The sequence below is a fragment of the Pseudoalteromonas sp. Hal040 genome (genome assembly GCF_037162425.1).
Classification (GTDB): Bacteria; Pseudomonadota; Gammaproteobacteria; order Enterobacterales; family Alteromonadaceae; genus Pseudoalteromonas; species Pseudoalteromonas gelatinilytica.
On sequence record NZ_JARLUU010000002.1, the window covers coordinates 150,023 to 171,362 of the forward strand.

At 41.3% G+C, this 21,340-nt stretch carries 17 protein-coding genes; 9 read left to right on the top strand and 8 right to left on the bottom strand.

What is annotated here, in order from left to right; all coding sequences use genetic code 11:
* Entirely contained in the window at positions 1–1,485 is a 1,485-nt protein-coding gene (locus P4S60_RS18320; protein WP_337116976.1) for a tetratricopeptide repeat-containing sulfotransferase family protein, read from the top strand.
* On the opposite strand, the gene P4S60_RS18325 is transcribed toward P4S60_RS18320, so the two are convergent.
* The 7 genes from P4S60_RS18325 to P4S60_RS18355 all read right to left on the bottom strand — a co-directional run bounded on the left by P4S60_RS18325 (position 1,418) and on the right by P4S60_RS18355 (position 7,401).
* Entirely contained in the window at positions 1,418–2,320 is a 903-nt protein-coding gene (locus P4S60_RS18325; protein ID WP_337116977.1) for an alpha/beta fold hydrolase, read from the bottom strand. The two genes, P4S60_RS18320 and P4S60_RS18325, sit on opposite strands and share 68 nt — an antisense overlap.
* A 696-nt stretch (positions 2,321–3,016) precedes the next feature.
* On the bottom strand, positions 3,017–3,586 hold the full coding sequence (locus P4S60_RS18330) for a hypothetical protein (protein ID WP_337116978.1): 570 nt from the start codon (positions 3,584–3,586) through the stop codon (positions 3,017–3,019).
* An 839-nt stretch (positions 3,587–4,425) separates the two neighbouring features.
* Positions 4,426–4,824: a hypothetical protein gene (locus P4S60_RS18335; RefSeq protein ID WP_337116979.1), complete on the bottom strand. Its 399-nt coding sequence runs from the start codon at positions 4,822–4,824 to the stop codon at positions 4,426–4,428.
* 154 nt (positions 4,825–4,978) lie between these two features.
* Positions 4,979–5,341, bottom strand: a complete 363-nt coding sequence (locus P4S60_RS18340; protein ID WP_251600042.1) for a hypothetical protein — start codon at positions 5,339–5,341, stop codon at positions 4,979–4,981.
* Positions 5,342–5,476: 135 nt separating this feature from the next.
* Positions 5,477–6,142 carry an AbiV family abortive infection protein gene (locus tag P4S60_RS18345; RefSeq protein WP_337116980.1) on the bottom strand — a complete coding sequence of 222 codons (666 nt, stop codon included), beginning with the start codon at positions 6,140–6,142 and terminating at the stop codon, positions 5,477–5,479.
* A gap of 375 nt (positions 6,143–6,517) precedes the next feature.
* Entirely contained in the window at positions 6,518–7,072 is a 555-nt protein-coding gene (locus tag P4S60_RS18350; RefSeq protein ID WP_337116981.1) for a YecA family protein, read from the bottom strand.
* Positions 7,006–7,401: a hypothetical protein gene (locus P4S60_RS18355; protein WP_337116982.1), complete on the bottom strand. Its 396-nt coding sequence runs from the start codon at positions 7,399–7,401 to the stop codon at positions 7,006–7,008. The genes P4S60_RS18350 and P4S60_RS18355 overlap by 67 nt, the downstream gene beginning before the upstream one ends.
* 1,013 nt (positions 7,402–8,414) lie before the next feature.
* On the opposite strand from P4S60_RS18355, the gene P4S60_RS18360 reads away from it, so the two are divergent.
* The 8 genes from P4S60_RS18360 to P4S60_RS18395 all read left to right on the top strand — a co-directional run bounded on the left by P4S60_RS18360 (position 8,415) and on the right by P4S60_RS18395 (position 20,570).
* Positions 8,415–9,038, top strand: a complete 624-nt coding sequence (locus P4S60_RS18360; RefSeq protein WP_337116983.1) for a hypothetical protein — start codon at positions 8,415–8,417, stop codon at positions 9,036–9,038.
* Positions 9,026–11,098, top strand: a complete 2,073-nt coding sequence (locus P4S60_RS18365; RefSeq protein ID WP_337116984.1) for a hypothetical protein — start codon at positions 9,026–9,028, stop codon at positions 11,096–11,098. Before P4S60_RS18360 ends, P4S60_RS18365 begins: the two co-directional genes overlap by 13 nt.
* Positions 11,092–11,580, top strand: coding sequence for an AAA family ATPase (locus tag P4S60_RS18370; protein WP_337116985.1), 489 nt, complete (start codon positions 11,092–11,094; stop codon positions 11,578–11,580). Before P4S60_RS18365 ends, P4S60_RS18370 begins: the two co-directional genes overlap by 7 nt.
* A gap of 33 nt (positions 11,581–11,613) precedes the next feature.
* Positions 11,614–12,054: a hypothetical protein gene (locus P4S60_RS18375; RefSeq protein ID WP_337116986.1), complete on the top strand. Its 441-nt coding sequence runs from the start codon at positions 11,614–11,616 to the stop codon at positions 12,052–12,054.
* A 643-nt stretch (positions 12,055–12,697) separates the two neighbouring features.
* Positions 12,698–13,432 carry a hypothetical protein gene (locus P4S60_RS18380; RefSeq protein ID WP_337116987.1) on the top strand — a complete coding sequence of 245 codons (735 nt, stop codon included), beginning with the start codon at positions 12,698–12,700 and terminating at the stop codon, positions 13,430–13,432.
* Between the two features lie 354 nt (positions 13,433–13,786).
* Positions 13,787–15,115: a hypothetical protein gene (locus P4S60_RS18385; RefSeq protein ID WP_337116988.1), complete on the top strand. Its 1,329-nt coding sequence runs from the start codon at positions 13,787–13,789 to the stop codon at positions 15,113–15,115.
* A 13-nt stretch (positions 15,116–15,128) separates the two neighbouring features.
* A complete protein-coding gene (locus P4S60_RS18390) occupies positions 15,129–19,139 on the top strand; it encodes an RHS repeat-associated core domain-containing protein (RefSeq protein WP_337116990.1) in 4,011 nt (1,336 codons plus the stop codon).
* Between the two features lie 561 nt (positions 19,140–19,700).
* Positions 19,701–20,570 carry an RHS repeat domain-containing protein gene (locus P4S60_RS18395; protein WP_337116991.1) on the top strand — a complete coding sequence of 290 codons (870 nt, stop codon included), beginning with the start codon at positions 19,701–19,703 and terminating at the stop codon, positions 20,568–20,570.
* Between the two features lie 420 nt (positions 20,571–20,990).
* Here P4S60_RS18395 and P4S60_RS18400 read toward each other — a convergent pair whose 3' ends face one another.
* Positions 20,991–21,308 carry a hypothetical protein gene (locus tag P4S60_RS18400; protein WP_337116992.1) on the bottom strand — a complete coding sequence of 106 codons (318 nt, stop codon included), beginning with the start codon at positions 21,306–21,308 and terminating at the stop codon, positions 20,991–20,993.
* Positions 21,309–21,340: the final 32 nt, after the last annotated feature.

A 21,340-nucleotide genomic window follows, 5' to 3' on the forward strand; every position in this document is an offset into this window, starting at 1 on the left:
ATGCTGTTAGAAAAAGCGAACCAACTACTGAATGAAAACAAGCTTAAAGAGGCTGAATTTCATTTTAAAACCATTCTCGATTCAGATCCTGAAAATGGCGAAGCGTTATTTGGATTAGGCCGCATTGCCCTGCGTTTAGAGCGTTATGATGCAGCGGTTTACCTTCTACAAAGAGCCTGTGAACGACTACCTCACATGCTTGAACCACTCCATGCCCTTGCCGATGCTTTTAATGGCGTGCATTCGCCACAAGATGCCTTAACCGTACTCGAATATGCAAAGTCAATTGCCAGCCATAACCCTGAGCCACATTACTATCTTGCCCAGCATTATTTAACCTATGGTGAGTTAGACAAAACCTACAATATTTTAAAACATGCCCTTGGTATGGGAAATTACCCTGTAAAAGCATACATTTTATTTGAGTTAGTGCAGTTTGGACGTTTTAACAACGAACAAAATTACATAAATGAGCTACACCAGTTTTTAACTTTAACCAATAATCTGCGCTTAAAAATGGTGTGTTATTATGCACTTGGTAAAAGCTATGATCAGTTAAATGATACAGAACAAGCTTTTAACTACTTCAGCCTTGCTAATAAGCTACAAACAAAACTCACGCAGTTTAAAACCCGTGACTTAGTGCCTTTTTATCAGCGCATCATAGAGCAAAATACAGCTGAGCTAATTGATGCCAGAGACAAAACATTCACAGGCACAATTACCCCCATTTTTATAATTGGCATGCCAAGAAGTGGCTCAACGCTGGTAGAGCAAATGCTGGCAAGCCACAATGACTTTGCCAGCCTTGGCGAAGATGCCAGTATCAGTAATCAGGTTGTTGCATACCTTGAACAACAAACACAACTCCCCTACCCAGATTGCTTAGCAGAGCTAAACCAAGGGCTAATTAACAATGCCCGCAATATTTATATTGAACGAATAAAACAAGCGCCAGTTGTGCGCCCCTTTATGATCAATAAGCTGCCTGCTAACTATCAGTCACTCGGATTAATTTACTTACTTTTTCCTAGTGCCAAGTTTATTAATATGCAGCGCGAGTTTGATGCAATTGCTTGGTCGGTGTTTAGCAACTATTTTGCTGAAAACGAACCTTATTTTTGTTCACTCCCAGAGTTTAAACAGTACTTTGATTTGTATCAGCAGTTAATGGAGCATTGGCAAAACGTGATGCCAGAGGCGGTTTTTGATTTAAGCTATGAAGCACTTATTAGTGACAGCGAACAAACACTAACAGCCCTGTGTAAGTTCTTAGAAATTGAGTACAGCACACAGTTTTTAGATTTTTATAAGTCAAAAAAACCGGTGGCAACGCTCAGCAAAACGGCTGTAAGACAGCCGTTAAGTGATAAAGCATTAGAAAAATACAAACGCTACGAGAACGCAATGCACACACTTATGCGTGAGTCTCAAACCAGTTCAACAAGTCAACAAACTGATCAAAACGCGCCTGTGGGTGAGTAAGCATATTAATGTGATCATAATCGACCTTATGGCCAAATTTACGGCCATAAATGGTCATCGTTTGCTTGCCGGTGCCCGACTCTTCCATAAATTTTTCAATATCAATCGGCTGGCATAGGGCTTTATCTTTAACACCTGCCACATGCATAATGGGCGGCAGTGACTTATCAGCTAATGCGTTGGCGTAATCAAAACCATCGTCAGTATCGACCCAAGGTTTACGCTTAGCCCACTGCATACTTTGATAATGTGATTTACGGGTTTCATCATCACTGCCCCATTTCAATTTTTTAGCCGGCACAAAACCATGCTTACGGGCAACTAATGGCGCTAAACCATACCAAATTAAATTACCTTGAAAATACTTGCTTGGATGATGGTTATACAAAGACCGTTTAGAACCAAAATAGCCACAGGCCTTAACATCATCAATCAACTCAGGAAAACGGGCAAACACACTGTTCATTAACACCCCGCCCCATGAGTGTGCCACCCAATAACGAGCAGGCTCGCCTTCAAGCTGTTTGATTTTATCTAAAAATGCAGGGATATCTTCTAAAATAGCCTCGGTTTGACCATACTTTGCATGTTTCGAGATCGCGGGTTTACTTTCACCTCGACCACGTAAATCTGCCACATAGCAAACATAACCATGCTCAGCTAAAAATGGCGCTAAACCTTTATTGCTGTGGGTATAAAAGATTTTGCCATTTTCAACAGCGCCATGCATAAAAAACACCGCAGGGCCTTTCGCATCAGTTTTACTGATACGACGTAAATGTAAAGTTTGGCTTTCGGCGAGTTTAATAAACACCGATTCTTGTTTAATCGTCACGTTTGACCTTTTTATTCTTATAGACTCATCGTACCAGTGTTAAGGTACGCCAGTCTATTTAGCAAAGCAAGTTTTTGGCGTGGCGATTGCCATTCAAAATGAGAATCTCAGGCACGATGAGATTTTGACTAAATAGTAACACCAATGCAGACCCATTATTTATCGATGTTAGAAGTTCTAGTTACAGAAGCCTTTGGCTAAATGATCACTAACGAAAAGCTATGAAATGGTGCTGAAAAAGTTTGTTTGATGATTTCTATGGTTTCGGGGCTGATGTCTTTATAGATAAAGACACAAAATATATGTAAGTAACACCAAAACGAAACGTGAGGGAATGCCTCACCAACAAACATTTTCGGTGGGCTTCAGTTATAAGTTCTAACAATCATGATGCACAATAAAGTAGGCAATATATGAGTTATTGCTTACTTTATTAGGCATAATTTAGGTTTATTAATATCTTTAAGCTATCAAAGCTTGGTATTTCCTTTACTAACCAGGAACGATTATTTCTGACGGAAAACTTTCTCTAGTAGGCTTTAAGACCTTCATCAATATTATGGAACAGTGGAGCATTGAACTGAAAAGTCAAAAGGGTAATTCGAGTTGTCTTTTTTAATTTAATAAAACATGAATTAACTTATATAGTAGCGGAACCGAGTCATTGTCACGAAACCCGCTTAACTTAATTTATTATCATACGCGGCCGATATATGGAGAAATATCAATGACCCTCACAGACCTTTTATGTATCTCGTAGTAATCTCTGACTACTTTAATCGATGAACCGTACTTATCTGATATACCTTTGTATATTGTTGGTTGCTTTGATAGCACACTATTTAAGGCTCGTCTCCCATTCAAGAATTTCAGTGGATAATGAGTATCTACAACATAGATATTTTTTGCCTTTTCAGTATCATATTCCGCAAGTTCATAGAAATCTTTAAATAACCCATTTTGCCGTATTGACTCAGCCCCACCTTTCCAATCGATAAACTTGAATTCAGCTACTTGAAAGTTTGTTTCGAGATCAAATTTTCGACCAGTATTTCCCGCCCCTAAAGAAACACTTTGAACAACTTCCCCTTTTTTTAGAATATCTTTAAGTGAGTGCAATATTCCTGAGGCATGAATAATAACATTGATCTGTCCTGCAACTTTCTTTACAGCCAAGGCTGAAGCAACAAAATCATCATCTATTTTTCTCTCAGAGCAATACTCTAATGAGTCAGCAGCGCTAGCGCCGATAATGTCATCTTCCAAGCGAGAAAGACTTTAGTGAGAGAATCTCCTTGAAATTTACTAATTGCTTCAATTGCAGTTTCAATGCTCATTTGTACCTTGTCGCATAATGAAGTTAATCCGTATCTATACTCACATTACTGCTATTACGAAAAGTAAGTCAAATAATCCTTTGGTGAAGTGTGTGTTCAGTAGGCCGAAACAAAGAATGGGGCAAAACGAGTTATATTTATAACTCGTCAATGGACAAAAACACGTTAGAGTATTTATTCGGTAACGCCACGCTAAGTGGTGAGCAACGCAGACTACTTTACCTAAATCATTGTGCCGTAAACACTAAAGCTGAATCAAACCAAAAATGCTAAGCGTTGGGAATCCGTCTTAAACTCTTTTTTATAACGATTTCTACCAGCCTTGATGGGCATTTCCTACAACTTCAAATTGGCTCTGTTCAAATTCTATTGACGGAATATCAGCATGTCCGTTTAGCCATGGCCAAACCTCGTTGGTTTTACCGTTATTCTGATGAGCCACGTAGAAAAAGGAAATTACAGCTTCAACACAATTAATGATGTTAAAGATTGAATCTTTGAAATACGATTTGTAGAACTCTGTAGCACCAATAGATTTTTGATGGATAATCTCATTTCGATATTCTTCTAGGGTTACGAACTGTCCCCACCATTTTTGTTTTTCAACGTTTGTTGTACTGTAGACACTCGGAAGTATATGTTTAATTTTTGTTTTCAGACTAAGCCAGCGTTCAATTGCAACTTTATCGTATGACTCGGTAATACCTTTAGAGTTTTTTGAGGCTTGATAAATATGATCCTGCGGAATGCTTAAATTAGCGAAAGCTTCTAACGCTGTATAGGCAAAAAAATTGCTGATTGTATTTCTTCAACATAATCATAAACGTCTGAAGAGATAGCACCGATAGCTTCTTTTTTGTCTCCAGTCAGTTTTGTCACATCTAATTCATAGGTTGGACTTTTGAACTTACGATCATAAATTTCTTTCGCGCGACGTGAAGCTTTTGCACTGACACTCATCAGCATCCCAATGTTGTTGGGAACAAAATAACTAATTTTTCGCGAGCGATTAAGTTTGATGGTGTCAATGTCTTGCACCAACATGGATCCATTTCCACCTTTGGCATAGTGAAACGTTGGTTTTGTCATCCTTAGGTCCGATACTTTGTAACCTTCAGGAGTCAAGCCTACTACCAAAGAGCTTTTGGAGGTTTTCTTATTCTTCATTTTCCACCGATCGTTATAGCGTTGCGTTAAGTGGTAAGCAACGCCTACCACCCGACCTAAGCCATTGTGCCGTAAACACTTAAGTTGAATCAAACTGAAAGTGCCAAGCGTTGGGAACCCGTCTTAAATGCTTTGTTATAAACCTGCTAGCACCTTAGCCACTCAGTGCTGTCGCTGTTGCAATAAGTAACCCAATGCCGACAATTCCGATTGCCCACTGCCAATGTTTTGTAAAAAAATAACCGATAGGTTCAGAAATTTTCCAAGCGTCATTGAAACCTTTTTCGGTGAAGTAATAACGAACTTTATACTCTTTAAGATAACCACCAACAGTCAAAACCTCTAACAGTTCATTAGGCTTATTTGCCGAATTTACTTGTTCTTTTAAGCCCTCAATCTCACTTAGACATAAAAAGCCAAAAGAATAGTTCTCTATATACGAAACGTCATTCCCATGTTTAACTTTATACTTTGAAAATAGATGTTTCATAATTAGTTTATGTGTTGATTTCTTCAATTTAACTCCATATTCAAAAAAAGGCTTATAATGCCTCGCTTAACCGGCGTAAAATAGCAGGCTAAAATTAGCGACGAAGGAGCTCAAGCCTGCTGTTTTGCGTCCCTTGGTTAAGCGTTTGATATAACCCGCTGGCTACCCAACAAAGTCTTTAAAACTATACTGCCCTTCAAAGATAAGATTTTCTTTTACCATTTCATCAAACCAGTTATTTAAAGCCGTTTTCATTGAACCCATTGAGCCCTTCCATACTGGTTTAATGTGCTTTACCCAAAGCTCTATTTCCTTCGTAGTATAAACTCTATCTTTACACATCAACTTGGCTACTTTGAGTATATCTTCAGTATTATCTCTATCGATTATTTGTTCAGGAACTGACCAATGAGCTTTTACAAGACAATCTGTGTAAAAACCTATTTGTTTAAGGTTGTCTAAGAGTAATGGATGTTCGGCCTTTTTATCAAACAAGGATCTAAACTCATCTAGTTTGTTTGCGCCACTTGAAGCTAAATGAGGAAGTAGCCACATGATATTCTTTTTGGTATGTGAACGATAAGCCTTCCATGCTTCTTTTACTTGCTCTCCATTTTTAGCCAATGCTAGCTCCCTTAAAATACTGACTTTTCCCGACTCCTCGATAGATAAAATCGACAAAGATAATGCAGAAGGAAAGCGATTTAGATCAAACAATATTTCTGCATCTTCGATTAACCGTCGGGCGTTTTTGTTGGCAGCATTCATCCCCTCTGCAATTTGAGCAGGCTTGAGTGAATTTTTCCATTGACCCAATCCTTTAGACATGAGCACCTCATTTGAAAAGGGTTATAACAACTTAATATCGAGCGGTTGGTTCTTTTTTCTACCGCAACCTGTCTTGTTTTTGTCCTATGACCATTGATAGCAAATTTAGAAAGTACTTACCAGTATTTAGGTTACGTTACTCTAGATTTGGACACGACAAAAACAACCCATTGGGTCGTTTTCCTGACCATGGAAGAAATTCAATGGTTATGGATATAGAAACAGTAATTTAGGTGGAAGGATGAAGAGCTGCTTATTACTAAAAGCCTCCCTTAGAGCATTTACGTTAACTTATTGTGGGTCAAAGGCGAGTTATATTTATAACACGCCTTTGGACAAATGTATGGTACGCCCTTAGCAGCGTTTTGTTAGTGCTCACACCAGCAAACCGTGACAATGCTTAAACCTTAAACCACTACCACAAGGACATGGGCTGAGCCTAGATTCAGGCTTGTATGGCAATAATGATGGATTTTGCCGAAAAACAAGGCCTGTACTTATTGCCATTCCCGCTCCGCAATGTGAAATGAAACCACCTTTGAAGCTGTTTGTCTGAATGCTTGTGCCTGAAGGCTTAAACTCAATGCCTGTACCACCTATTTTGTAGTTAACCTCTACAACTGTAATTGGAAACTTCACATCACTTGAGTTTAGAAGGTGTTCGTTTTTATATTTTTTATATGCTTGTTCGGCTGTCTGCATAACCATGAATTTGACAAACAAATGATCGCCATTTACATAGTCGATTCGAAGCTCCTTCCCTTGTGGTGGGGAGTTCATATCCGAAGGGCTACCAATATTGGTCCATATATTATCTTCGATGATCGCCCTTTCTTCAGCTAAAACACTCAACATTTTTACGTTTAATCGAAGATATCCATCTTCATCTCTGTTGAACCAGACCACGTCATTACCGTCGATCTGTAACACTTTAAGTGTCTCGTAATAGCAGTTTCCCCAACGACTGCTAAAAGGTCGTTTCGCAACCAATCAAATTGACCTCTAACTTTTTCAGCATGGGCTTTATTATTCTTAAAGGCCATAAGCTGCTCTTTCGTGTATGCACCACCATCAGCCCTTTTGTGGTGTGTAGTGCAAAGAGCGATCATTCCTTCTGGGTTGTGATGCTTTTCAACATGCCAAGGTGGATCGAAATGATGCCATTCTAAATAAGGGTTAGCACACTCATCAATAGGACAGCCAAAGCCAACCTCGTTTCTTAGCTTTCGAATTACATCTATTGGAGGATTTCTATTCATAGCCACCCTTAAGCACTAATATTTTAATAGTGCGCAAATCGCGCAATTTCTACCACACAACGGCTCACCTTTCTGGTTACTACATTTTTATCAAATCAGTTAACCTTTTGCTAGCTAAAAAACTTTTAAATTGGCCTCACGATAAATATGAGCAACTTGCTCATTTATTTAATATAGGGAAATTGTAAAGTCGGGATATCAAAACTGATCTTTAGTGTAATTACGTCAACACGTCTTGGGGCAAAAACAAGTTAGCTTTTTATCTATCTTCTTTTTAGGACTGACAAATAGTACCTCATGCTCTAGGCCGTATCGTCCTCATTCACTTAGGATTTTGCACAATAGAATTCTGTCGCGAACTTGCCATAACCACCGAGAGCTGATTTTCAAAGTACCCCGAATTATTTCTCTCATAATTGATGTAACACAATAATTATGATTTGCGCTGGTTCATCTCATCGAGTTCTGAATAAGAGGCATCTCTGTTCTTTGATGAAGAAATATGAAACGTATTTAGCCATCCCCTCCTTTTGGCACACAAAAACGGCACTTATAATTGCTGTAAAACGCATTTTTGGTGTAGGCGCCCCCAAAATCAGCGTATTTATGCCTATAGCATTCCGGTAAAACGTCAGTAACAAGCTCAAAAAACAAAGTGTTTACCAACAAAATCATAAGCTTGTTATTTTTCAACCAATTGTTCGTGACATTTGGAAACGACAAGAGTAAGGTAAGATCCAGATTGTTTCGTCTGTAATCGAAAGGTGGTCAGACCATGCAATCGTCCCAATTTTATGAGCTATTTCGCTCATCATTTCTTCCTATTCGCGCTCATTTTGCGTCAATTTACCCTGCTGCGAGACAAAAAAAGAACCTCCGACAGCCAAAATTTCCATTAAATTCTCTGGCTCATAATTTAGTGAAAAGGCAAAAATTGTTAAGTTCCCGCTGTTCTATTTTGAAAAAAGAGACAGCAAGAATGAAATGGATTGATGCGCTTTTAGGGGGTTGCTATGACTCATTATAAAGCAAACAAACATCGCGGGCGTCACATAATTCGTATGTACTCTCCCAAGAATCAATGTGCGGTTAAGCTAGAGAGCGCTTTAGAAGCCGCCTTTGCGCGAGGTTTGGAATTAGACCCGAACGTTAAAAGCTATGCGAGCCAGCCTGAAACCATGTCATGTGGTGGGCTATCGTACACGCCCGACTTTTTGGTTGTCTATCACAGTGGCCGAGGCAAATACATTGAAGTACACCAGTCTTCTCGCGTTGACGCTGAGCATGCACAGAAGCTTAAAAAGTTCTCTGCTTACTCTGTCAAAACCACAGGCCGCCCAATTGAGTTGGTCACAGAGCGTTACATAAACCTTGGTTGCACACGGGCTTATGAGCAAATGCTCTTTATTGCTGCGGATGTGATTCCGGATGATTTGCTACTGTGTGATTTGCCGCACAGTCTAACGCTCGGTGAGCTCGTTTCTTGGCTTGCAAAGAGAGATGACGCGCCCCTATCACTCGCTTACAAGCTGATTATTGACGCCTGGTATAACACAGACCTACGCAACTGCTTGTCGAGTGAAACTATCTTAACTGCTAATCAAAAAGCTCGCGGAGGTGACTCATGTTCGGGATAGGGATTGGGGGTAAACTGAACTTTGACGACGGGCGCTCGGTCTCTTTACTCTATGAAGACCCCTATAAAGTCATTCTCCAAGAAGATGATAACCCCTCCTCGGCTCTACCTCTATCGGTGGAGGAGTTCAAAAATAAACTGCAATCCTGTGAGTTGCAGCCGGCGCTTGATTTCACGCCCAGACCCACGCTGACAGAACCTCAAATTCGTGTGCGTGACTTACGTGTTAAATACATTCACACACTGCATCAGCTCGTGACCGAGCGTGGGCTTAATCACACGACGCTATCGACCTATAACATCTTGATAAAGGAAGTTGAAAAACGCCATCCAGATACTCAAAGTGCCAATCCACAGCTCGGTGGCAAGGGCCACCCAGGACGCTCAACCATCTCGCGCTGGTACAAAACGTGGGTCCAATCACTCAAAGAAGATGATGCACTGGCCTCGAAATCGCGCGATTGCAAAGTGCGTCTCGACAGTTATTCAGAATCTGTTCTTTTGAGCTTTTTATCAAATACATTCAATGGGTCAAAATCAGAGCAAAAGCGCGGGCACTATACAGCCTATTGCGAACATATCGAACGCATGCCGCTTGAGCGACGACCATCGCACATTGCAAGCGAGCGAACATTTCGTCGAAGAATCGATGAACTCAAAGCATTTGACCATGAATACGAGTCGGCAAATGAAGCACAACGAAATCAGCTTTTACTGACTCTCACACGAAAATATCGACAAAATTATGCGTTGCAACGTGTTGAAATGGACCGCATCACATTGAATCTGTGCCTCATCGATGATGATACTGGGAAAGCCACTGAAAAAGTGAGTTTACTGGTCGCTATTGACTGTTATTCACGACTGCCAGTCTCTGTCGTCGTTGAGATTGGCGAAGCTGAAAACAAAGAAAATGTGGTAAATCTCTTTCAAAATATGCTGTTAAAAGACAGTCAGTTGATAGGCCAAGGTAATGCTGTGAATTACGTGGTGGATAACGGCCCTGGCTTTAACAATAATATTGTCCGAGAAATTGTAAAACGACTCAAAAGCTCGCTCATCTACACACCTGCATTGAAACCGCAAGCCAAACCTTTTATCGAGTCTTTCTTCAGCGTGATGCGTAAACAGTTTTTCAAAGGATGGACAATTTTTGACAGCAATGGGAACGCACATGTTGGCATCCCTGGTTACTATGCAAAACGTACCGCAGCCGATGTGGGTGTTAATCTCCAAAAAGAAGCACGACTAACTGTCAGTCAGTTTAAAGACCAGTTACACCGGTACCTGGTCGAGTACAGCAATAAGACTCATGGTCAAACTAATCGCTCGCCAACTGAGATGTGGAACGACTCAATGCACGCGCATCACCATGTGTCTCTTCAAGCATTGCCTGATTATGAAGCCATGGCACCGGCTTTCAACGTATTTGTAAAGCAAGGCTCAAACAGACTCGATAAACGCGGCTCAGTAAGATTACATGGTCACGATTTCGCCAGCCCTGATTTGAAGTCGCTGTTCCAGCAAATAAGTTTATATAAAGACAAAAGTAGCGGCAAAGCCCCGAAGGTCGCAGTGCACTACAACCCATTTGACGCAAGAACCGTGTCTGTTACCGCGCTTATACCTGGTGAAAATTCACACAAAGAAGTGCTGGCTTACAATCGCGACTTAGACCCCGATGCTGAACGTATATCATACGAAGAGCTCGCTGGATTAAAACCAAAGTCATTTGGAATTTACAGCGATTATGCTGAGCCACCGCGTGGCAAGTTGGTTGGCGATGTAGATAAGCTGCGCAAACCGAAGTACAGCAACAAGTCTAAGCGTTCAGGCACAAAAGCAGCCAGTTTTGAAGAAAACAATACGCGGTCACTCAGCGCCGAAGCGCGTGTCGAGCAGTCACATTTAAGTGAAAGTCAATCTGCATCACTCCCTGATGCCCACACTGCACTTACTCAGCGCGAGGCTCAGCAAGCAAACGAAGGGCCACCAAGCGATTGGACTCAAAGCAAAAAAACCAAGAAAAACAGAAAGAGACGAGATAATTCGCAATGGTAGTAAAAACAACACAAGATATGCCGACCTCACTTGTCCCTCACGACAGTTTGCGCAAGGCGTGGAAGTTTCTTCACGCTGTGCATAAGCTACATCAGCGCGTTTCAGGCAAGCGAGCGCTGCTGCTATATGGCGGCAGCGGTGAAGGAAAGACATTCACTGTAAAACAGTATCTATCACTGTTTCCAACAATCAAAACCACGGAGGTGCTTAAAGCGCCAGTCTTTTATTGTCGACTCGATGAGTCAAAGAAAACCCCCGATGACCTGCTTTGCATACTCATTCTTGCTCTTGGCCAAACGCCGCCCAAAGGCAAGCCGCGTGCGGGTGTGTTGCTGCATCAATTCAAAACACTCGTTCGAGAAAAGTGCATTGAGTTATTCATCATTGATGAAATTCAACAAGTGCTTCCTAAAACCGACGGACAACGCGCGTTAGAGATGTTGAAATTTCTGTGTGCATTAATAGACGCGGAAGATTTGTAGACTAGCTTTGTATTTGTTGGCAGCACGCGTGCAATGCATTTGCTTGCATTTGGCGCCTGCGAAAATACTGTCGACGATAATGAGCAACTATCTCGTCGCATGCTGCGACCAGTCAAACTCGATCGCATTGAGCCTCGCTCCCCCCAGTGGATACGTGTCACGAACTACTTCGTTCAAAAAATTGGCTTCAGAGAATTGCTGGTACCAGACGACAAAGAACTGTTTGACCGGATTTACTTAGCTTACACAGAGCGCGCATTTTCAACCCTTGAAGATTTGTTTCTTGATGAAGAACGTCCCAACTACATTGAGGACACACCTCAGTTGTTAGCTTATCTCAGCGAACGCTTTTTGCTCACCTCTAAACGCGCAATTAACCCTTTCGATACCGAACTAATGGACGCAGACGAGGTCAATGAGGCCATGCTATGCGTGAAACAAGACTACTTTAAACAACTTGAAGCTGAGGATTAGTATGCAGTTTGCCGTCACACCTTGTTGCAAACCCCAAGAGAGCATCATCGGCTATTGCTTACGCCTCGCCAAACGCAATGGTTTCACCACCATCCGAGACATGTTAAGCGATCCAGTAATACTGAGACTCGCCAAAGGACTAAAGTCGGGCGTATTCGAACTCGACGCGCTTCTCCCAGACACAGCATCAATGGGTCAAGCAAGTGTTCGCTGTGTGTTATTTAAAAATCCACACAGCATATTACCGCGCATTTGCCTTACATGCATTGCGCAAGATAATGTAATTCCAGTCAGCCACCAATCCCCTTTCATTTACCGATGCGAAAAACACAATGCTGTGCTCATCGATACGTGCAGTCATTGCACCCATCCGCTTCACTGGGATGTAGATTTACTTAATGCGCGATGCACGAATGCGTCGTGCCAGCGCCCCCTGCGCGCATGCAAATCAGTATTGCCCAATTCACTGCCACCACAAGACTTAAGTGACTGTCTATTCGCAGGTATCTTTGCTCGCAACCCACATAAACTGTCCATCAAAACGCACACGTTTGCTAAGTGCTATCACATCCGGTCAATCATCGAGGACGGGTTCGAATTATTGACTCAGGAAAGGCGCGCAAAAAGGTGGTTAGCGGAGACGATGAATAACTTTTCTCACCAATTGCCAATTACCTTTCGCACTATCCCCATAGCCTTATTGCAACGTCATCTAAAGTCTAAAAATTGGCCTGCAAATGAAGTGTTCAAGCAACTCGCGCAATGTGAGTATAACAATGCCGCTGGCTCAAATTGTTCAGTTCCGCCATTATTGACTCATGCTGATGTCGCTATGCAGTTATTCGGAGTTGAATTGTTTGAACTAAAACAGCTTCAGCAATTCGAACTAATCATTACTACCTCAGTCGCAAACCTCAATAAGGGCGTAGTAGTTGACATAAGCCCTGTATTTAACGCACTGTCATTTAACACCACTCTCCAACATGTGCCAACGCTTAAAGAGCTTATGCCGCTCCTACATGCGTCAAATATAACTGTGGGTAAAATACTGGAAGCAATACTAACACAACGCTTAGCATCGAGTTATCTACCCTCTTATGACATCCTAACGTCTCTTAGGGTGGACCCTGATTGTCTATTCGAACTTATAAAAGCGCTAAAATCCCAGTCCACGCTCCAAAAATTAACCCTATCAGAAGCCAGTAAACTAACCGGTTTAACTGAAAAAAAACTATTGTCACTTCGTGAGAATGGAATAATTAAAAAGCTCCCATGGGACCATGATTTTTCTCTAAAGTTTTGTTCGTATAATGAAATTGTGAAGCTACAAAAAGCGCAACTAACTAAGCAAATGCTACTCCAACTGCCACATGATTAGTTACACCGCTGAGTTTTTGAGTTTATTAAATCGACATCAAGAACGATTGAGAAGTCTCTAGATTATTGATGTCGATTCACTCGGCCATTCGATGGCGTATGTTTATCTGCCATAACAACACCTTCATTTGAATATTAACCTCCATAAAACATAAATAAGTAATAATGACGGAGTTTGGGTATTTAAAGAATAATGCTTCATTTAAGACAGATATACATAATTCAGAAATGGTACACATTGGTACACATTGGTACACATTGGTACACATTGGTACACTCTAGCCGTTAAATTCGTGCTTTCATTAAAGTCTCATTAACATATAAACTCGGCACGGAAGAAAAAATGCAAAGAGCCATGAATAAAGGAATCTTAACAGTTTTGTTACTGATTTTTTCACATCAATTCATACCTGAAGCAAAAGCTAATTTACAAGCCAACGAAACTCAACAGCGTAATAAATATAAAGCAAAAAATTTTGACCCTAACCGACAAGATAACGTGTTTAAGCGTAAGCATCTTAGATTCGACGTCAGTAAGCTTAAAAAACTTAATAAAGAAGATGTCCCAAGCTCTGTCCCTCTCGAAAATAATATACCAGTTTATGAACTCCCAACCTCATCTACAGCTTCACTCATCGATTTATACATGGAGAGTCTTGGTATAACAAAAAGGGAATATTTATCTGCCAGCATATCAGACCCTATTCCAGGCACTGAAGTTATACCTAGCAGCTTATACGTTCAGTATGATCCAATGGCTAATTTAGGTGTAAGAGTAACTTGGGAGCAAGGTTCAGGGTTTTACTATGGGATTAGATTACAGATTGATGGAACACCCGTAGAAGAAGTGCCATCAATTGCATATGGTGATCCAGAAATTATTTATTTTGGAAAAGGCGCGGGGTTTTCTATATCTCCTGCTATATCGGGAAACTATTCATTTGATTTACTGGTTTTTGATGAACAAGATAACTTTGTCACCGAATTGAATGCAGCTTCTATATCGGTCTCAGCAGAAAATTACTTTTTTGAAATCGAACCGTATGAGCCTGAGTCTATTTATACAAGTGACGCCATCACTCTAGATCCAGATAATATAGGGAATAGTGGTGATGAATATTTAATGACAGCTCAATTAGTATTAAATTGGGATACCTATCAAGGCTTTAATTACCAAACCGACTACTTATACCCAGATGTCACCTATTTTGAACTGCGGTCCAGTTATGAAGCCAGCTCATTTTCAAATTGGGAAAACATTGGTTATGTCAGTGCTATCCCATTTGATAACTTAGCTTATGGTGATTATGCGTTTGAACTAAGAGCATGTAACCCCTATGGCTGTTCACAAGCGACATCAATAGATGTCACTGTTTATGAACCGCCAGGTTCACCAAACGTCTCTATTAGTTATCAACCAGGTCAAGCCGGTTTCATAGTGAACTGGTTACACACAACTGGTCATACACCTACAAAGTACTACATACAAGAAAATCCAAATGGAACCGGTTGGGGTAACTCTGTCGATGTTGGCACGGCTTTAAGTCAGACATTCTCTTCTAAACTACCACAAACATATTATTACAGAGTCAAAGCTTGCAACCAAGCTGGGTGCAGCGTATGGAGTTCATCGTACGCTGTAAGCGTGAAAATGCCTGCTTCACAATGTCCATTAGCACTTTAAGGAAGTACAGCTTATGAAAAAAATATTTAAATTAGGAATAATCAGTACAGGGCTTGTCGGTGCTATTTTTTCCACAGAAAGTGAAGCTAGAATTTCGACACAATGTCGAGATACGACCGTGATAGTCACCCAGAATGGAATTTCTTACAGCAGTACTAGTCTGACGTGCTGGAATAATTATATTCCTGACTTTGATGGAGCAGGCGGAGGCTTTAGAGGGAATACAAGTGGTGCAGGAGGGGGCAGTCACTCAGGCTCTGCATCAAATGACTCCAGTGATAGTGAACGTCAAGAAGGTGAAGGAGACAAAGGGCTATGTGCAGGTAATCCTATCGTAATTGCATCTGGAAATAAAATTCAACCAGAAATAGACTTTATTGGTGCCGGTGGTTTCCCTCTGACGATTGAAAAGAATTATAATCATTTTGCTGAACGTACGGGAGTGTTTGGTAAAATGTGGTTGAGTAGTTTCGACTATAAATTGCTTTATACTGATACAACTGTTTGCACTATTGATCCTGAAGGTATCCCTACACCTGGATGCTGGGAAGGGTTTCCATCACAACCAGACACAAATGCTATAATCACAGTACTGAAACCAGATGGAGGAAAACGCGTTTTTCAACCTAGTGGCACTCAATATGAGTGGCATGATAATGATTTTAAGGATGGAGCGAAAATTACTTTCAGTAATAATCACTTTACTCTGCAAGAAATAAATGGACTAGTTGAGGTTTATAATGACCAAGGGCAAGTTTTAACCCGCACTACCCCCGCAGGTCAAGTTCATACTTACGAATACACTAATGACCTACCAACTAAAGTTAGCTCATCAAACGGTAGTTACTTAAACTTAGAGTATAGTCTAGGGCGTGTCACTAAAGTGACAGACAGTAAAAATAATAGTTACGTGTATGAATATTCTAGCGGTAAGCTGTCAAAACAAACCATGCCTGATGGCTCGTATAAACAGTTTTATTACACCGATAGCAATAACCCTAATGCGTTAACTCAAATAAGAGTAAATGGTGAGGTGTACGCAACATTCACTTATGACCCAATTACGGGCAAGGCTCTCTCTAGTGCTCACGGAGCTGACGCAAATATAGAAAGGTTCTCATTTGCTTACTCTTCGAATAAAACAACGGTAACCAATCCGCTGGGATTAGTTACCGATTACGACTATATAAAAATTAACAATAAAAAAAGGTTATCATCGGTCAGTCGCCAAGATGCAACGTATTGTGCTTCAGCGAACCAGCAGTACACTTATGATACTAATGGATTTGAAGATAAGGTAACCGATTGGCAAGGGCGTGTAACAGATTATGACTTCAATGATGAAGGGCAGCTTAATTCTGTTACGGAAGCTTTTGATACGCCCGATGCAATTCAAACGAATTATACTTGGCACACAACATTCAAACACTTACAAACCAAGATTGAAAAACCCTCCTTACGTACAGAGTTCGACTATGATGATAAGCAGCGTATTAAAAATATTACTCAGACTGATTTGATTTATGACGGTGTCCGAACTACTACTATGACGTACACCGAATATGTAAATGGTGCCGTAAAGAGCATGACAATCAACGGCCCTAGAACAGATGTGAATGACATCACTACTATTTATTTCAACGAGCAAGGTTTTATCACCAAGGAGGTCGATGCGATAGGCAATGAATCTACTTACGATAGCTTTGATGAGAATGGTAATATTCTTTCTGAAACGGCCCCTAATGGATTAGTTACAACGTATACATATAACATCAACAATCAATTAGAAGCTATCAGACTAGGAAGCCGTGCATCGTCGACCTTCACTTATAATGCACTCGGTCAACTAGATAAAGTTACTTCACCAGGAGGTGCATATATAGACCGCAGCTTCGATGATGGGTATAGAGCAATAGGCATCACTGACAACAGCGGTGCAACCCAATCGTATACGTATGACACCATGAGTAACCCCGAGGAAGTACGGTACAAATCCGGCGGTACGACCTATTATATTGGCAGTACCTCATACGATGAACTGGGACGAGTACGCTTAGTGGAAGGTCAAAACGGTCAAAGCCAAACCATCGTTTACTATTCCGATGGCAATGTTAAAGATATTACAGACGCAAAAGGTAATAAGACTAGCTACACTTACGACAGTCTTGGTCGATTGAAAACGACCACGGATGCGTTAATGAATGTCACAAGCTATGGTTATAACCAGCAAGGGTTACTGACGTCGGTAACGGATGCCAATGGCAACACAACGTCTTACATCTATGACGGATTCGGCCAGTTGGTATCGCAAACAAGCCCAGATACGGGAACCACCACCTTTAAATATGACCCAGCGGGGAACTTGGTTGAAAAAACGGATGCCAAAGGTACGGTAACAAAATACGAATACGATGCGCTCAATCGTCAAACCCTTGCGATTGCTGGATTCGAAATGCAGCAGTTCATTTACGACGGCAACGGCGATAAAGGCTTTATGACCGGCGTGGCTACTAGCGATAGCTGCTCGTCGTACAATTACAACACCTATGGCGAACTGGCGGCACAAACCGACCACATCGAAGGGCAAAGCCTCACTACAAGCTATACCCCTGACGGTTATGGTCGTATGCGCGATGTCACCTATCCAAGCGGCAACAAGGTGACCTACCACTACGACAGCACCAATAAAGTAAGCTCTATTACGGCAGTTATCGGTGGTGTGAGTAAGACCATCTTATCGAATATCAGTTACAAGCCTTTTGGCCCTGCCACATCTTGGACCTATGGCAATGGCCTTGCCCGCTCGCAGGCGTTTGATTTGGATTATCGTCTAACCGATATCGAAACAGCAGGTAAGCAGGATTTGTATTTTGGCTACGACACCGCCAACAATATCAATTCAATAACCAATGCCTATAACGCCAGCTATACGCACAGCTTGACCTATACCGACCTCAATCAGTTGGATACGGTCTCGACCCCGGCCTATAGTAACGACTACAGTTATGATGATGTGGGTAATCGACTGACCGATGGGCAAAATACGTATTCCTATTTCAGTACCTCAAATCGCATAATGTACAAAGGTAGCGCGGGCTTTGTGTATGACGCCAACGGCAACATCACCAGTAACAATGGTAAAACTTACGGCTATGACGGTCTAAACCGGATGCACAGCGTCACTAACAGTGGGGTCACAACCGAATACGGCTATAACCTAGCAAACCAGCGTGTGTATAAAAAATCAGGGGCTAACACGCGGCGTTATGTGTATGACCTCAGCGGTTTGTTGCTGGCCGAGCCGAATGCCAAAAAAGAGTACATCTATTTCAACGGCCAACCTGTGGCGTACGTTAAAAATAACGTGCTTTACTATGTCCACAACGACCAACTGGGCCGCCCAGAGCTCATTACCAATGCCAGCCAAGCCATTGTATGGCGAGCAAACTTGAAGGCGTTCGACCGCACAGTGAAAACGACGTCAATCGGCGAGTTCAATATCGGTTTCCCTGGGCAATACTATGACAGCGAGTCGGGCCTGTGGTACAACTGGAACCGTTACTACGACCCTGAAATTGGCCGATATATTCAGAGTGACCCGATTGGTTTAGCCGGTGGGATTAATACCTATACGTATGTGGGTGGGAATCCTGTAATGAGGTATGACTTGAGAGGCTTAAAAGTTACCCGTATATGGACCGGGCCCCACCCCTCGATACAAATCCGAAATTCAAGCAATCCGAGCATTAATGGGCAGTGGAGTTTTGGACCAAATACGAGAGCAAAGAATTTTAGCTATTTAGACTGGTTAAGTGGAGGGAAATATGTACCCGGCCAAATACACCAAGAGGTAATGGTTAACTATCCAGACATCTTAACTGAAACAGTATTTGAAACAGATGACTTTGACCAGCAAGTCTACGACAATATTCAGAATTCATTAGAAATTTTTCCGCCAGATTACTCATGGGTACATAACAACTGTATCGACTGGTCCAATGATATGATTAATGTGGGGGGATGATATGATTGTGATATACCGGATAATAGTAATCGCGTTACTGTGGGGAATTTTCCCATTTATATACTTTGACTTAGTGTTTCAAAAAGTTTTACTGTACTGGGAGTTGAGACATGATATAGCCGCGTTACTTTTTGTTTGCGCGGGTTTTATTCCCGCCTGTATTTGGACAACAAATGAAATTATCAAAAGGTGGCCTCCTTTACCTATGACATTAATTACAGTTGTTGCCCTGCCATTTGGAGTGTCTTATCTTGGGGGGCGCTTACGTTGAATTCAATAGAAAGTTGCAATATACATACAGACCCTTTAGTGTCCATGGCTATCCTCTCAAAAGAACTGCCGGGCATCGCTGTCCGCCATCAAGAGGGAAGATATAATCTGTACTACAATAGTAAAAATATAAATGAAGATGTTGTTATTGAGGTCTTTTCCAAATACGGGATCGTCAAATGCGAAATCGGAAATAAAGATGAAAATCAATTGTCAATATAAAGCATTGGTACGTTTGGCAACATCACCAGTAACAATGGTAAAACTTACGACTATGATGGCCTTAACCGGATGCACAGCGTCACTAACAGTGGGGTAACAACCAAATATGGTTATAACCTAGCAAACCAACGTGTGTATAAAAAATCAGGGGCTAACACGCGGCGTTATGTGTATGACCTCAGCGGTTTGTTGCTGGCCGAGCCGAATGCCAATAAAGAGTACATCTATTTCAATGGCCAACCTGTGGCATACGTTAAAAACAACGCGCTTTACTATGTCCACAACGACCAACTTGGCCGCCCTGAGCTCATTACCAATGCCAGTCAGGCCATTGTATGGAGAGCAAACCTCAAGGCATTTGACCGCTCGGTGAAAACGACGTCAATTGGCGAGTTTAATATTGGCTTCCCCGGGCAGTACTATGACAGTGAATCAGGGCTTTGGTTCAACTGGAACCGTTATTACGACCCAGAAACGGGCCGCTATACTCAATCTGACCCAATTGGATTGCTTGGTGGTATGAATACTTATGCTTATGTAGGTGGTAATCCTATCTCAAGAATAGACCCGTTAGGTCTTGCTCAAATATGCAAAAGGCCCCTTTCATTTGCTGGGGATTTTCAAACTAGTGGAGCAACAGGTCTAGACTTAGGTGTTTTCCACGAACATATCTTTTCCGAAGATGGTACTGGAGATAACTGGGGTTATACTAAAGGTGGTTTATTTGATGACAGCAAAAATAAAAGCAAATATCAATGTGATGCCAAGAGTTATGATGATGATCTAATTCGAGATGCAGTGAATGATGTGAAGAAAAATTACCCAAATGATGGCTATAATTTTCTTACCAATAACTGCCAAGACTTTGTAACGGATGTAATAAAAAGATATGGACAGCTTGAAATGCTGCAAAACATTATGGGTAAAGGTGGCAAATAGTGATGAGCAACAAACTGGTAAAGCATATGGGTATGCTTGCATTAATTGCTTTAATTTATCTGATGTTCTTATGCTCACTTGATCTTGTATTTGTATTATTACTAGAACAGAAACAAGGTTGGTACAATAGTTTAGTGCTACTAATTTTTACATTACCATTTGTTATGAGTTTCTACGTTTACAAAAAAGTAAGTACTTCAATTGCTTTTTTATTAGCAACCTTTATATGCGGCCTGTTAATAAGTTACGTAGAGCTTATGTGGGTTTCAATTGAGTTCCATACTTTAATTGGGGGAGATATATAGCTACTCCTTTTTAGCCTAGAAGTCATAGAAAGCCAGCACTGCTGGCTTTTCTTTTGCCTAAACCTACCAACAAAAAGTTCTGCTACTAATGCCCTTTGGTTTGGTGCCAAAATTTCTAATGGGCAACAAGTGATGATGGATTGTTTAAAATTTTAATTTGCTCAGGTGAAAATCCGTGGCGTAACAGTTCAAAATCGTCTAAATCGATGATTGCTTTTTTTCCTTTACCAATGAGTTGATAATGTGAATGGCTGGATGTTAACACCTGATGAGCTTTAAGATCTCTCCACACGATCCGTGATGTAGTCACGTAGTCCCCTCCATAAAAGCGAAAAGTTTGGTCCTCTTGCACGGTCCCGTATAACACTTCACCGACCAATTGTTCCCCATCCATAACCGCAACAATATACCAATTTTTTACGGTGGTATTCATAAGCCACAACTCAATTTATTTGATGGCCTATG